Origin of the sequence: Neobacillus jeddahensis (assembly GCF_000612625.1) — a bacterium.
Classification (GTDB): domain Bacteria; phylum Bacillota; class Bacilli; order Bacillales; family Cytobacillaceae; genus Neobacillus; species Neobacillus jeddahensis.
In genome coordinates, this window is the sequence record NZ_CCAS010000014.1 from 30615 (window position 1) to 46180 (window position 15566).

Consider the following 15566-nt stretch of genomic DNA (forward strand, 5'->3'; position numbering starts at 1 on the left):
ATCAACAGTCTTTCCCTAAATAAATGCATTTCCTAATAATTAACTATTAACACCGAGAAAATTACTGAAATACATATAAATGCTCGTTAAAAAACTCTCTCAAACTTTCCCTTCTCCGTACAATGTAAAATTCATTTTGATCTATCGCAATAATTCCCGGCCTTTCTTTAATAAACGGTGGATTAAAGACAATCGTGTATGCTCCCACATTTTCAAAAACAATATAATCATTTGGTTCTGGCAATTCTCCCTCTATATCATGGGCTAAGTAATCTTTTTCCATACAGGTATATCCGACGATGTTATACCTGGCCGTTTGGTATTTATTATAGTTTTGCTTTATTAATTGCATCGGAAGATTTCGTTTATGCATAGTGGGCTTTATATTATGAACACTGCCATCAATCAAAACAAAGTGTGTTTCTTGAACTTTTTTCCCTTCAATGACCTTAGCATAAAATGAAAATGTGTTGGCCACCATGGAGATTCCTGGTTCCAATATTAAATATGGCTGTCTTTCCCCCTCTTCAAATTCTGTATTCATAATTGAACAAACAGATTCAGCATAATCATCGAAGCTTGGCGTGTTTATGTTAAACGATGATGGTATTTCCCCATATATCCCTCCACCGATATCAATATATTCAATGGTCTCTGTAAGATATTCTTTTGCTAATTTACATAGTCCTTTCGTAATTCTTGAATAGGTTTCAACTTTCCTCTCACTTGTAGAAAAATGACCATGTAATCCAATTACTTTAATATTTTTGTATTCTTTAAGCTTATTTAATGCATACTCAAAATTTCCGTTTGCAACACATATTCCAAATCTACTAACACCATATCCTTCTTGAAGAGTGCTTACCCCATTATCTGAGATAGTAAAGTTTACTCTCAATCCAACCTTTACTTGTTTATTCTTGTTTTTTCGGCAGTAATTTTGAATAAAATCTATTTCATAAAGTGAATCAATGTTTAAAATGCTGCCCTGTTCCAAAGCTGTATGAATATCATCCTCCGTTTTTAGAGGCCCATTAAAAATGATTCTGTTAGATTTCACCCCAATTTTAATGGCTAAATCATATTCTAATCTCGAAACCACTTCAGCATATGCTCCTAATTTATCCATCTCCTTACACATGAAAGGCAAATAATTGGTTTTATAGGAGTATCCAATAATAAACCTATTGTATCTGCTCCTGAACGCATCATCTATTTTCTTATAGTTGCTCCTTACCTTCTCCACATCAAGCAGAAAAAAGGATGTTCCCATTTTTTGTTCAAGTTCCGCAATTTGTTGATAACTTAGAACCATTCCAAACACCCCACAAATAAAAAAATAATTTTCTAGGTACTATGAAAAACTAGCTTCTTGTTATATTGTGAAGCTCATAAATGAATGTCTTGAGTATTATAATTAGTATCATTTCCATATTTTATATAACTCGTAAAATAATCGATTACATTTGGATCAATATTCTTATCAAATTTTCTAGCAAAAAATTGAAGTGATTGCTCGATTGAAGTAATATCTTCATATGTTAAATACTGAGGTGAATTTCTCTCACTAAACTTTTCTCCCCATTTCAAATACAATAGGTTATTTTTAACGACATTGGATTTAAATGGTGAATTCATGATTAAGGTATGAAAAAACCATTCATCAGGACAATAAGCATTGGTAAAAAAGTTAAAGTACCAATCATTTTTCTCTAAAAACTCGACCACAAAGCTGGCAACTTCAAATGGAATGGTAAACCACTGTGAACCGCAATAAAAATTAAATTCTTTTGGCCAGTAATTAGTATTAGGGTATAAGTTAATCCCTCTATGGTATAATTCTTGAATAATTCGCCTGAAAATCCTGTAAGGGTGTGCCGAAGTATATCTTTTTCTGGCTCCTTTAGGCCAGTTAACCTTCAATACACATAAATTTTCTTTACCTATATCTTTAAAATTCATAAAGACATTTCCTCGGTTTTCCACTAGAAACTTCTTAAATCCATTTCTCACCAGTAAATCCTGCCCACTCCTTAAGCAGACAAAATCATAATTATTATGAGAACGCATGACCTCTTTCAGTAGTAATATAGTAGCGGCCACTTGACTGATGTCTCCCCATTCACATTTAATACTTTCCCTTAAAATTTTTACATGTTGATTCTTAATGAGTTGTGGATATACTTGTTCATAAGTTCTTTTATCAATATGAACAAATACGTCAGCTGCCCCTTCATCAATTAACTGGTTTATAAACATATTTACTTGTTGTGGATTTGTATGTATTTGCAACAAATAGGCTGTTCGGACAGTTTCACTCACATTTTCACCCCATTACCTAATTTCCTTTTCATTCATTTTCTTAATGACTCCAAAATTAAATCAAATTTTTGAATATACTCTAAATACTTTACTTCATGGTCTTCCTTCCATTCCATTTGAACGAGCTGATTGATTTGCTCTAAAATATAGTCAATGTCAAAAACTTTTATATATCGTATAAAAGCTAAATCCGATAGCCAGCATTGATAAGTACTAATGATTTTATGATTACTATTTGAAAAAACGATACATGGTGTTTTCGTGATTGCACAAAATATCATTCCATGTAATCTATCAGTAACAACTACTTTTGCTTGTTTAAAAGCTATCCAAATATCCTCTAATTTCTGATTAGCCATATCAGTTGAGAAATCATTTATGACAGTATCATAAAAGTGTACTTGCTGATATTTCTCTTCAATAGCGGCAATAAGACTATTCTTATGAATGGATGAGATCACTCCCTCTAGATCGTTTCGCAAGCAAATAATAACTCCCTTCCTATTAAAACGTGGTTCGGTCCTATTAATATAAAAGACAATATCTGGAACTAAATGAATATGATTCTTCTTAAAGCTATTCTTCATAAGTTCGTAGGATTTTAACTCTCTTGCAAAGATGTGCAGGTTTGGATGCTTTGAATAGATTTTAATGCTTTTATTAAGATTTTTTTCCTTTTTAAAATCGATTGATTGGGGAAATGAGATAATTTTATTATGTGGAAATGATTTAATAATATATCGTCTTTGATTCTCCAGCCCCTCATATACATCTCCCATATTGCCTCCCCCAATAGTCGTAATAATATCTGAAGGAGTAATTACCTTTTTTAGCTTTGTAAGAGAGTAAAGATTTTTTACATATAACGGAATAATTTCATAGTCGGGAAAATAATCTTTTAAGAAACTTGTTTGTGCCTCTGTAATGGCAACATCACCAAGATTCCCGTAATCTGCAGCCATAGCAACAAAAATTTTTAAGCCATTAGATAAAACTAAAGGAACATTATTCTTGCTGAAAAACGATCGAATTCTTAACTTTAAAGTCATTGGAATTTTATAAATCACTTTTAACTTTAGTTTGTTGATCACATCTAACATTTCATCCACTCCAAAGATTCAAGTAACCTTTTTAGATAACGTGGTAATGATGAATCAATTGTACTCATTACTATACTTTTTTTCATTATAACGAACAATACGGTATTTTTTTACAATCGTTTTACTATTCCAGTATTATTATTTACCATATTTATTCTATTTTTAGTAAAATCATCCATATCAAGGTATATTTCTTTTATTTCTTTTATCACATTTTCAAGTGAATAACGCTTAATTTGTTCTAGGTTCTGTTTACCAAACTCTTCCCTTAATTCTTTTGAATTATAAAGAATCTCAATCGCATTGGCACAGGCATCTGCATCCTCTACCCCAACCACAAATCCATTCACACCATTTGTAACTAAATCACTATTCCCCCTGCATCCAGTAACAACGACAGGCAACCCAGTAGCCATAGCTTCCATAATATTAACAGGGAGTCCCTCTTGCCTAGATGTCGAAATGGCTAAATCCGAGATGGTCATGATGTTGTCAATATCTCTACGGAAACCTAAAAATTCAACATGATTTTCAAGCCCCAATTCTTGAACCAACTTCTTATATGCATTAACTTGATCCCCATCCCCTACAAGGAATAGCTTTATATTTTTTATTTTTTCGTTTAGTTGATGGACTGCTTTGATTAACAAGTCCTGATGCTTCCTGTAGCTTAGTTCCCCAACATAAGTAATAATAAAATCTTGAGAACTTACTTCATACTCTTTTCTTAATCTCATTTTCTCTTCAAAGGAATGGGGTTTAAACCGATGAAGGTTTAGTCCTACCCCATGTACTATATAGATCGGTCCTTTCCTTCTTAGATTAAATTTCTTAGCCGAGTGATAGTCCTCCTCATTCATTGTAATAAGAATATCAGTCCATTTAGCAGCAAGCCTTTCTAGGGAATAAAAAATAAGCCAGTTGAAGATTGGTGCACCTTTAAAGAAGTGAAAACCATGCGCGGTATATAAAATTTTTACACCTTGGATATTTCTACAAGCAGCTCTAGTGATTAATGAGGCTACAGGTGTATGAACATGAACTAATTGATATCCTTCACTTTTCATGATCTTTTTGATTTCTCGATACGCTTGAATATTTTCTTTATGGAAAGGGGACCTTTGAAAACTAACGGGATGAACCTTACATTCCAAATGAAGTAATTCCTTATTTAATTCCTGAACCGGATTACATGCGATTCCCACTTCATTCCCCTGCTCTATTAAAAATTTAATATGGGGAATTAAAAATGCATTTACTGTGTTCGATATCGTTGCAACATATAAAATTTTCATTTTTATGCCTTCACCACCTTATTTTCTTTTCCTGCCTTGAACTTTACTTTTATTTCATCAACGATCAAATCAACTTCCTTAATTTTCAAAAAATAAATCATAATAAAATAAACAACTGCTCCAATGAATACCGATAGTAGTAATGAGCTAGCTATATTTAATTTACTCGTCAAATGATCATAAATGAATCGGCTTAAACCTCCCATAACAAGAGAAGAAACTGCAATTTTCATAAAGGAAATGGACACCTTTTTTAATCCCATCCTCCCTATCTTTTTTCGAAGTTTAATTAATAAAAGGAACGTACAGAAAATAGTTGAGATACTTGTAGCTAGAGCTAACCCTCCTATACCCATTATTTTGGATAACATAATATTTAGGAGAATGTTTAAAACCATTGCTAATGCTGCATTAATCATTGGAGTTTTGGTATCTTGAAGTGAATAAAATGTATTGGATAAAGTTTCCCTATGGCTTAAAGCGACAATTCCGATTGAAAAATAGAATAGTGCATTGGAAGTCATCACTAATGCTTGGGCATCAAAGTGTCCCCTTCCATAAAGTAATTCAACAATCGGAGCTGCAAAAAACATACAACCTACTGCTGCTGGCACAACTAATATGTTCACAGCACTGATGGATCCAGACAGTACCAACTTCATTTCATCCATCTTATTTTTCGCAGTTAATTTAGATATTTTTGGGTACAGAACCGAACTAATTGACAAAACAAATATACCAATGATTACTACACTTAATGTATTGGCATAGTTTAATGCTGCAATTCCACCTTCTGTAATATTAGAAGCCAATGTACGGTCAATTAATAAATTGATTTGGACAACCGAAGTACCAAGAATGGCTGGCAATGCTAAAAGGGACATTTTTCTTATATTTTGGTCTTTAAAATCTAATGTGAATTTATACCTGAATTTACTTTTCATACTAAAAATAAATAAAAGCAAGAATTGTGAAAAGACAGCGACTAAAGTGCCTATTGCCAAAAAATAAATGTTCTCATGAGAACTAATATAGATAGAGGCAATCATAATTAAATTTGCTGGAAACCCCATAATAGTAGGAATAATAAAAACTCCCTTAATTTGAAGATAAGCCAGGTAAACATAATTTAATCCCGAAAAATATACTCCTACTATTGTTACTCTAGTAAAGGATACCGTTAAATCCAACGTATCTCCTTTAAATCCAGATGCAAATAACTTTACGATAGGCTCAGTATAAATAAGGCCAGCGATAAAGATGATTGTACAAATAGCTAAAACCAAATTAATAACATTATTGGTATAATGTAGTGCTTTATCTGCTCCTTCACTATTTTCTATTCTTGTATACATAGGTATAAATCCCACTGAAATACCTTTACCTATGAGGGCAAAAATCACAGTTGGAATCGTCATGGAAATCAAATAAACATCACTAATATCGGTGGCCCCATAAAAATAGGATAAAACAATATCCCTTGCAAATCCTAAAATTTTTGAAACGATAGTTATTAGCATTAATATAAAGACGGTTTTTTTCATCTTATCGCCTACATATCCATATTGATATACTGTTTATTCGCTATAACCTGTGGGACACATTGGACTTTTCCCAGTAATATTTTATATTTACTTAAATAATCCATTTGATCGATTCGATCCAAATGTGCTAATCGTTCCTTAAAAAAGTTAAGAAAATAAATATAAAAGTAATCTAACCGAAATTCATCTTGAAACTTCAAATTAAATTGAGAAAATATTCTCTTAAAATATAAATCAAAATCCCCTTTAACATACTTATCGATATAAAGGTAATTATTATTTACATATACCTCCAGCCACATTAAATGGAAAAAATCATAGAAAAAAATATATTCCATTGAATATTCCCAGTCTATGTAATAGATATTGGATTCCTCTCCTTTAGCTAGTAAGGTATTGGCTGTCCAAAGATCTCCATGCAATGGTAAATAGGGAAACTTAGCACCAATTATTTGGGGTGATATTTTATTAAAAATATCTTGAGTCTCATTTGCACTTCCAGTCGTTATTAATAAATCCTCAGCTGTAATAAAAGAAGAAATCCGTTTTTCAATACACTGTTCAAAGTAATCGATATATCGGTTGAAAATATCAAACATCAGATATAAATAATCATCTTCTTGCCACGAATGATTCTGTTTGAATTGGACCAACTCTTCAATGATCATTTTTTTTTCGTAATCGACACATAAAATAGCCGGCATTGGAAAATAATTATTAAAATTTTCATATTGCTCAAGAACGGTTAAGAAATGTTTCTCTTCATAAAAAACGGACAATACTTGATTGCTGAATAGATCAAATATTTTACTATCACTATATCCTTGTGTGCTTCTAACCGGCCGATAGACCGTACCACAAAATCCATTTTTATATAGACCCATATAAGGAACAATAAATTTATTTCTAAAGAGTGTTTTCCTTAAAATAAAGACAAGCGTTTTAATGGACAATTGATGATAGTTATTTTGAAAAATTTGATCGGCTCTTTGTTTTGTGTACGGGTCATTTCTCCAAATATATTTAATAGAATCATCATATTCATAGATACCTGCACACATATATTGCGTGTGTCTATGAAAGCTTCTCTTTATCTGTCTTTTCCGTTTAATATACTCAAATATTTTATTAAACATTTTGTTCCCTCTTATATTTTTTAAGATTTTCATTCCTATCTAATGAAGCCATTAGTCCTCCCAATACCAGCCAAAGGATTCGGGCATTATTTAATGAAATAGCCATAGAGCCAAGTAAGAGAACAATAATAATATCCCTTAAAATAAAATTAACTTCTGCATTAAATAGACGGGAATTGGTTGCTTTCCCGAGGATAAAAAATACATAAGAGAATAAGAGTACTGCTAGCGGTAAGCCCCACTCCGTCGATACCTGTAAAAATGTATTATGAGAAATATCACTTTGATTAAACAGTTCAATTGCAATATTGGAATAGGTTCCAATTCCAATACCTATAATCGGAGATAGCTGTATTAGACTCCAAGCAACTTTCCAAGTGATATTTCTTCCAGAACCATTTTCAGAAAAGGCACTGCTAAAATCAGTAAATAATACTTGGACTCTAGCAAATGCAGGTATGCTAGAGCTTAATACAGTAACAAAGTTCTGTAGAAAACTAACCATTAGTGGAATGAATAGGATTAAAAAGATAACCAAAAAGATTTGAGTGATCACAGAAAGGGCTCTTTTATTTTTGGTAAACACATATTCTGAAACTCGTAAGACTAAATAACAAAATAATGTGAGAATTCCTGTTTTTGAACCTGAGATTAACACTGCTGAAGCTGTTATAAACAAGGCTATAAACTTATATTTTGGTTTAATATGGCTTGCCCTGCTTATATATACATTTGCCGAAATCTGCAGAACAGCAAAGTAATTAGGATCAATCATTAGCCCTCTATATCTAGTATGTTCAAAAAATAATATGTCGGAAAAAATGGGGATATTTAAAACCGTCCAAAGGAGTCCTAAACCACCGATGACCATTCCAAAAATGGAGTACCATTTAATTGTTTTTTCCATTAAACCAACCTTTAATAAATTGTATCCAAAAATAAAATAGATAAATATCGCCATTAGTTTAATATACTCACTTAAAAGTCTTGTTGGCACTGGGTTATACATAAAATGAAAAGGGATATAAAATACAGCCGTAACCAAAACCACCATTGAAACGATAAGAAAGTAAAGCAATGGAGCAAGTGGGATAAGCAATTGGTTTCTATAGACAAGAGTGACAAAAATAATCAGACAAAATAAATCTGAAAAGGAAATATTGACACCAAAAATGACTTGCGATTGATGTAATAAAAGTGCCAAGAATAACAAGGCTATTGTGATTAGAAGATTATTATTCATATTCTTATGACTGTCGATTTCATATAATGAGGCAAACACTATTCACTGGCCCCTTTCTTACCAATAAAGACAAATTGCTTGCTCTAATCAATGTTAACTGATTAAAAAATCCTAAAGATTTTTTTCCTTATTGGTATAGGCTGTTCAATATGAGGGCTTTGTCCCGTTATCAGCATTTGAGCATTTTCTTGGAAGTAATATCGAAAATCAACCCCAAACTTTTTCGCAATGGATTCATATGCTTCATTAAGTGTGAAGCTTCTAAGCTCCGTATTATGAGCGTCTGTTGCGATGAAATGTGCCAACTGATGTTTTATGATTTCTTCTGAAAAAGTTTTTACCTTTTTTCCAAAATGTCCAATAATACTTCCCGATGTAAGTTGAGTTAACGCACCCTCCTGTACTAGCTCAAACAATAAGTCATGGTCACGTAAAAAACCTTTATTTCTCTCTGGATGAACGATAATAGGTGTAATCCCCCTTAATAAAAGCTCATAGACAACTTCCTGTGTGTATCCAGGAACCTCCCCGGATGGCAATTCTAATAATAAATATTCCCCATTATTATCCAGAGTTAGTATTTCATCCCGCTCAATTGAATCAAAGATTTCCAGATGGATTCTTATTTCTTGACCTGGATGAATGGATAGTGGGATCTTCTCTTGTTGTATATAACGATTGAGGAATGCTACACTTTGCAGGATGTCTTCCTTTGAATTTTCATACCACCCATTCATATGATGGGGCGTGGCAAAAAGATGGGTAATCCTTTCATTTACTGCCCTTTCTACCATCGCTACGCAATTTGTAAAATTAGGGGGTCCGTCATCAATACCGGGTAAAATATGACAATGCAAATCAATCATAAACATGCCCCCTTAAAAGTCTAGTATAGGAAACGAATTCAATTTCTCTAAAGTTAATTTTCACACTTTTATCCGTATTGATAATAAGTTTCATTGTTTGAATCTACACCATTAACAACTACACCCAATAATTGGGCATTAGCATTTTCTAAAACTACTTTTGATTTCAATGCAACTTCCTTCCGAGTTTTCCCACTGGCCACAACCAAAATCACTCCATCACATTTGTTAGCAATGATTTGTGAATCTGTGGCAGCAAGAATAGGCGGTGTATCATAAATTACATATTCGAATCCTGTATTAAGTACTTTTATCAGAACTTGCATTGCCTCTGAATCTAGAAGTTGGTATGGGTTTGGCGGTATTTGACCACTGGTTAAAATTGCTAAGTTTGGAATACTTGTAATTTGGATCGCCTGTTTTAGGCTTATTTTCTTAGTAAGAACACTAGTTAATCCCTCAGTATTACTAAGATTGAACGCGTAATGTACAGAGGGTTTCCTAAGATCTGCATCCACGAGTAGCACCTTTTTCCCTTGTTGTGCTAGGACAATGGCTAAATTGGCTGAAGTTGTTGATTTCCCATCTGAAGGTTCTGGAGAGGTAACAACGATTGATTTAATATCTTTGTCAATAGAAGAAAATTGTAAATTGTTTCGAATCAGGCGATATTTTTCAGTTATTGGAGACTTGGAATTATTATGAGCAATTAAATTAATTACGGCTCTTTTACTTTTTAATGTTCTAGGCAACCGTATCACTCCTAAATTTCTGTTTTTTTGAACGCTTTCTTCCTTTTGAGTTAGATTTGGACATTTTTGGTATTGAACCTAATACCGGCATTCCAAGAATTTCTCCAATGTCCTCTTCTTTCTTTAAAGTGTTGTCTAAGAATTCTAATACAAATGAAAGCCCAAGTCCTGCCATCAAACCAACCAATACACCTATGGTTATATTTAACTTCGGATTAGGTTTAATAGGAATAGGTTTTTCTTTTATTTCGGCCACTGCTAAAATACTCACATTATCTACATTCATAATATTTTGAATTTCCTCTTGAAATATAGTAGAAATGGTATTTGCTATTTCTACCGCTTTACTATGACTTCCATCCTCAACTGTCAATGAAAAGACCTGTGAATTTTCTTGGCTGCTTACTGAAATATTTTTATTCAGTTGTTCCACACTAAGATTTAAGTCAAGTTTATTTATGACTTTTTCTAAAATGACGGGACTCTTTATAATGACACTATACGTATTAATTAAATCCACATTACTTTGTAACGCGGTTATGTCCAACCTATTTTCAGAGCTTTTTTGATTCACCAGTATTTGTGTTGAAGCTTGATACACAGGTTTTAAAACAAAAAAGGAAATGGCCCCACTAATCAATGTCACAGCCAGTGTAATGAGGAAAATTAATTTCCAGCGTTTCTTTAAAGTTATAAAAACATCAGCTAGACTGATTGCTTTGTCCATAATGTCCTCCCGTTTGTTCATTTGTCCATTTGATAAATTCAATCAGTGTTTTATATTGACGAATTTGGTCCACTTCTAGTCCTGATTCTTTTAATTCTCGTACAAAGTCCACCCATTCCTTTTCAAGATACACATGTGAAACATCAGGATTGCCAGAATTCAATAAGGTAATTAAATCTACATCTAATACAGTGGCAATTTTCGACATAATCTGAAGTGAAGGGTTTTTGTTAAGATTACGCTCCATATTGCTTAAGTATGATTTTGATATATTGGTTAGATCAGCTAACTCTGTTAAAGAGTAGCCCCTTTGTTTACGTATTTTAGCTATATTTTCACCTAACATTTGTCTACCTCTTTACATTTTAATTATCTGAAAAACCTAATCCTCCCTTAAATTAAATACAATAAAGTTATTATGGTATTTTCCTAAGAGATGTTTTAATACATTCAATCACTCTCATTTGGTCTTGTAGTGTCAAATTTGAACCCGAAGGTAAACAGATTCCCGACTGAAAAAGCTGTTCCGATACATTAAATGTCTTATGTGAATAGTACTTACAATTAATATATAGTGGCTGCAAATGAAGTGGTTTCCATACATGTCTTGCTTCAATATTTTCCGACTCTAAAGCTGTTAGCAATTCTGTGACAGACATGTCAGTTTCTTCATTATTAATTGTTAATGCCGTAAGCCAACGATTTGATAAGGTATTATTTAACTCTGGCATAAAAGATACAGCAGGTAAGTGGGATAATTCTTGATGATAGATTTCAAATATACTTCTTCTTGCCTTTATTCTCTCTTCCAAAACAGACAGCTGGCTCCTGCCTAATCCTGCTAAAATATTGCTCAATCTATAGTTGTACCCTATTTGGCTATGCTGATAATAACGTGCAGCGTCTTTTGATTGAGCAGCTAAGAAATGAGCTTTTTTTAATGCCTCTGTATTGTTAGATACAAGCATCCCTCCACCAGAAGTTGTAATGATTTTATTCCCATTAAATGAAAAAATCCCAAATTCCCCAAAAGATCCACTTACTTTTCCCTTATATAGAGAACCTAGAGATTCTGCAGAATCTTCAATAATTGGAACCTGAAATGTGTTACAAATGGTAACCAGTTCATCCATTTTGGCAGGCTGCCCATAAAGATTAACGATGATCACTGCTTTGGGAAGTTTAGAAATAGTAGCTGCATCTATTAATGCTTCTTCTAATGCTGTTGGTGACATATTCCAGGTATCGGGTTCAGAGTCAATGAAAACTGGTTCTGCACCTTGATAAAGAATCGGACTTGCACTGGCAACAAAAGTCAGACTAGAACAAAAAACAGTATCGCCTCTTTGGACATCTAATAAACAAAGGGCCAAATGTATGGCGGAAGTTCCAGAACTGACAGCAACTGCCCCTTTGACACCTACATAATTTGCTACTTCCCTTTCAAATGCCTCTACATTTGGTCCTAATGGTGCAATCCAATTTGAATCAAATGCCTCTTGGATGAATTCCATCTCATTTCCGCTCATATGTGGTGGTGACAGAAAAATTCTCTTATCCGTAGCAACTTTCAACAATACATTCACCTCAATTTCTTTTTATAGTTAAAAATGATTTCTTAATAGTTATCTAACTACCTTCTTATCAACCTATACATAAGTCGTAGTTTTAGCCATTGCCTTTTCTCCCTTGAATTTCAGTCCCTGTAAAACGAGTCATTGTTACATGATTGGCTTGGCTAATACCCTCGGAGCGAACAACCTTTTTTATAGTTAAATATAAAATTCTAATATCAAGTAATATTGAATGGTGAGTCACATACCAAACATCCATTTGAAATTTTTCTTCCCAGGATATTGCATTTCTTCCATTTACCTGGGCCCACCCTGTAATTCCTGGTTTGACTAAGTGCCTTTTTGCCTGCTCCTTCGAATATAGTGGAAGGTACTCCATTAATAATGGTCTAGGTCCCACTAAACTAAGGTCCCCCTTTAATACATTAATCAACTGTGGGAGCTCGTCTAAACTAAACTTTCTAAGAAATAACCCAAATGCTGTTATTCGTTCTTCATCAGGTAGCCAATTGCCATTATCGTCCTTGGAATCATTCATCGTTCGGAATTTGTATAATAAAAAAGGGATCCCATATAATCCTGGCCGTTGCTGTTTAAAAAGAACGGGAGAACCTAGTTTAAACCTAACTGAGATCCAAATGAATAAAATAATCGGTGCAAAAATGAGTATTATAAACAATGAAACTACTATATCCATTAATCGTTTCATGTTTCCCCTCCACACGATTTCTATTAATCTATATTGAGATTGGCATATAAATTTTTGTTGACACATTTTTATTCGCTAACAGTAAAAGTGTTTCTCTCAATTCTTCTTTTTCCATACCTTCATAGTTTTCGAGCAAATAGTGAATTTCCTCCATTAATAGTTCAGAAGTTTTTCCGATATAAATCTTTTGATAGATTTGACTTTCATGAATTTCATTTTCTTTTAATAATTCTTCAAAAAGCTTCTCCCCCGGTCTTATGCCTGTAAAATGTATCTCAATATCCTCTATAGAATTTCCGGACAGAAGAATTAGATTTTTGGCAAGATCCACAATTTTTACCGGTTCACCCATATCAAGAACAAATATTTCTCCACCCTTTGCAAGGGCACCAGCCTGAATAACGAGTCTCGATGCCTCTGGAATGGTCATAAAATAACGAACCATATCTGGATGGGTAACAGTAACTGGACCACCTTGTTTGATTTGCTTCTTAAATAACGGAATCACACTGCCTCTGCTTCCTAGTACATTCCCAAATCGAACCGCAACAAACTTTGTCTTGCTTTGGTTATTCATTGACTGAATGATCATTTCTGCTAGTCTTTTAGTTGATCCCATTACACTAGTAGGATTAACCGCCTTATCAGTAGAAATCATGACAAAATTCTTGACACCGTTACCACTAGCAGCATTCGCCACATTCATCGTTCCGATCAAATTATTCTTAATAGCTTCCTCCGGATTACGCTCCATGAGGGGGACATGCTTATGTGCCGCTGCATGATAGACAACATCTGGAAAGTGTTTACGCATAACATGATCCATTTTTCTTGCATCCTGAACATCTGCAATTTCTGTTATGAATTCAATAGACGCATTTTTATACATTTCTTTTAATTCCATTTCGATGGAGTAGATACTGTTTTCACCATGGCCTAAGAGAATAATTTTTTGGGGATTAAACTGGGCAATTTGTCTGCAAATTTCCGATCCAATCGAACCACCCGCCCCTGTTACCAATACAATTTTACCTTTAAGATTTTTTGAAATGGCTACTATGTCTAACTCTATAGGATCTCTTCCTAATAAATCCTCCACCTGAACATCTCGAAATTGACTAACAAAAATTTTCCCGGTAACTAAATCTTCAAGCATTGGCAGTATTTGAGTTTTTGCTGGTGTTTTTAAGCACTCTTGAAATATGACTTGCAGATTCTTTTTGCTTAATGAAGGAATGGCAATGACGATATTATCAATCTGCATCTTTGGGACAATTCCCCCAATGGAACTAATTCCGCCCAACACCGGAATTCCTAATATATCCAATTTTTGTTTACTTTTATCATCATCAATAAATCCAACTGGGCAAAGATCAGTATCGGAATTTTTTAATAGCTGTCTGGCAACCATCGTTCCTGCTGCACCTGCACCGACAATCAGTGTCCTTTTTTTATTATGACTATTTGTATGGAGGGAATCTCTATACATTCTCCCCCAAAAGCGTGAACCTCCTAGTAGAAACATATGTAAAAACCAAGTTACAACTAGTAATCTAAAATATATTTCATCAAGAAAAATTTTCTGAAAAATGGAAGCCATTATAATAGAAGAACTAACAATCTTAAAGATAATAATCAATTCTCCTGTACTTGCATAAACCCAGACTTTTTTATAAAGTTTCCAGTATATAGAGAATAAATGATGGCTAACCAGGATTGTTAAAGCGGTAACAATAATTGGAATAGAAATGACATAAATTGTAGCATTCACCAAGAACCTACTTATAAAAATAGCTGTTAGAACAATAAAAGAATCTATAAGAAAAAATACAGATAATCTTTGTCTATAAGTCATTTTCTCTCCCCTTTATTTTCAGCCTTACCTTATGAAAAGTCTTAATTACAATATTCATATTAATTGTTTTAATTTAATGCTTTTAATATCAATTATTGAGGCATCGAACCCCTCCTCACGTCACACTCTTGACAACTAGTGTCTAAGGTTCATTTCACCCACAGCATGGCCGAGTGCCTCCATTGATACCGGCAAGGAGACATCACCTTTAGTTATTATATAACGAATATTATATACTCAATAAAGAACATATTAAAAAAAATATTACCAATAATCACTTATTGGCTTGTAAAAATAATCTACTTTTTTGGTTGCACATATTTTAGAAGTCTTCATTTGTTCACATTAAAGAACATATAAAGTTAATTATCAGTGGATATCTAAATAATAATTCTATATAAAGAACAAGTCAAGAGGATTTAATTGATTTAAAAATTTTATAA

General features: G+C 33.2%; 14 protein-coding genes. All 14 read right to left on the reverse strand.

All coding sequences use genetic code 11. From position 1 onward, the window contains the following. Positions 1 to 61: 61 nt before the first annotated feature. The gene (locus tag TY15_RS08795; protein WP_040203789.1) at positions 62 to 1315 is read right to left on the reverse strand and encodes a type III PLP-dependent enzyme domain-containing protein; all 1254 of its coding nucleotides are present in this window, start codon (positions 1313 to 1315) and stop codon (positions 62 to 64) included. 74 nt (positions 1316 to 1389) lie between these two features. Next, positions 1390 to 2322, reverse strand: a complete 933-nt coding sequence (locus TY15_RS08800; RefSeq protein ID WP_040203791.1) for a beta-1,6-N-acetylglucosaminyltransferase — start codon at positions 2320 to 2322, stop codon at positions 1390 to 1392. Positions 2323 to 2354: 32 nt separating this feature from the next. Then, on the reverse strand, positions 2355 to 3422 hold the full coding sequence (locus TY15_RS08805) for a polysaccharide pyruvyl transferase family protein (protein WP_040203793.1): 1068 nt from the start codon (positions 3420 to 3422) through the stop codon (positions 2355 to 2357). Between the two features lie 110 nt (positions 3423 to 3532). Further along, the gene (locus tag TY15_RS08810) at positions 3533 to 4717 is read right to left on the reverse strand and encodes a glycosyltransferase family 4 protein (protein WP_052353733.1); all 1185 of its coding nucleotides are present in this window, start codon (positions 4715 to 4717) and stop codon (positions 3533 to 3535) included. Between the two features lie 2 nt (positions 4718 to 4719). Further along, positions 4720 to 6261 (reverse strand): murein biosynthesis integral membrane protein MurJ, encoded by a 1542-nt coding sequence (gene murJ / locus TY15_RS08815; protein WP_040203794.1) that lies wholly within the window; start codon positions 6259 to 6261, stop codon positions 4720 to 4722. Positions 6262 to 6269: 8 nt separating this feature from the next. Continuing rightward, positions 6270 to 7397, reverse strand: coding sequence for a protein kinase family protein (locus TY15_RS08820; RefSeq protein WP_040203796.1), 1128 nt, complete (start codon positions 7395 to 7397; stop codon positions 6270 to 6272). After that, the gene (locus TY15_RS08825; protein ID WP_040203798.1) at positions 7390 to 8679 is read right to left on the reverse strand and encodes an O-antigen ligase family protein; all 1290 of its coding nucleotides are present in this window, start codon (positions 8677 to 8679) and stop codon (positions 7390 to 7392) included. Before TY15_RS08825 ends, TY15_RS08820 begins: the two co-directional genes overlap by 8 nt. Before the next feature lie 62 nt (positions 8680 to 8741). Beyond that, a complete protein-coding gene (locus tag TY15_RS08830) occupies positions 8742 to 9506 on the reverse strand; it encodes a tyrosine-protein phosphatase (RefSeq protein WP_040203800.1) in 765 nt (254 codons plus the stop codon). Positions 9507 to 9574: 68 nt separating this feature from the next. Further along, positions 9575 to 10264 (reverse strand): CpsD/CapB family tyrosine-protein kinase, encoded by a 690-nt coding sequence (locus TY15_RS08835; RefSeq protein WP_040203835.1) that lies wholly within the window; start codon positions 10262 to 10264, stop codon positions 9575 to 9577. Beyond that, complete coding sequence (locus TY15_RS08840) at positions 10251 to 10985, reverse strand: YveK family protein (protein ID WP_040203802.1); 735 nt, start codon at positions 10983 to 10985, stop codon at positions 10251 to 10253. The genes TY15_RS08835 and TY15_RS08840 overlap by 14 nt, the downstream gene beginning before the upstream one ends. After that, entirely contained in the window at positions 10960 to 11331 is a 372-nt protein-coding gene (locus tag TY15_RS08845) for an XRE family transcriptional regulator (RefSeq protein WP_040203803.1), read from the reverse strand. Before TY15_RS08845 ends, TY15_RS08840 begins: the two co-directional genes overlap by 26 nt. Before the next feature lie 70 nt (positions 11332 to 11401). Next, positions 11402 to 12514 (reverse strand): DegT/DnrJ/EryC1/StrS family aminotransferase, encoded by a 1113-nt coding sequence (locus TY15_RS08850; protein ID WP_042374343.1) that lies wholly within the window; start codon positions 12512 to 12514, stop codon positions 11402 to 11404. A 139-nt stretch (positions 12515 to 12653) separates the two neighbouring features. Then, positions 12654 to 13268 (reverse strand): sugar transferase, encoded by a 615-nt coding sequence (locus TY15_RS08855; RefSeq protein WP_040203807.1) that lies wholly within the window; start codon positions 13266 to 13268, stop codon positions 12654 to 12656. Positions 13269 to 13296: 28 nt separating this feature from the next. Next, a complete protein-coding gene (locus TY15_RS08860; protein WP_040203809.1) occupies positions 13297 to 15123 on the reverse strand; it encodes a polysaccharide biosynthesis protein in 1827 nt (608 codons plus the stop codon). Between the last annotated feature and the right edge of the window lie 443 nt (positions 15124 to 15566).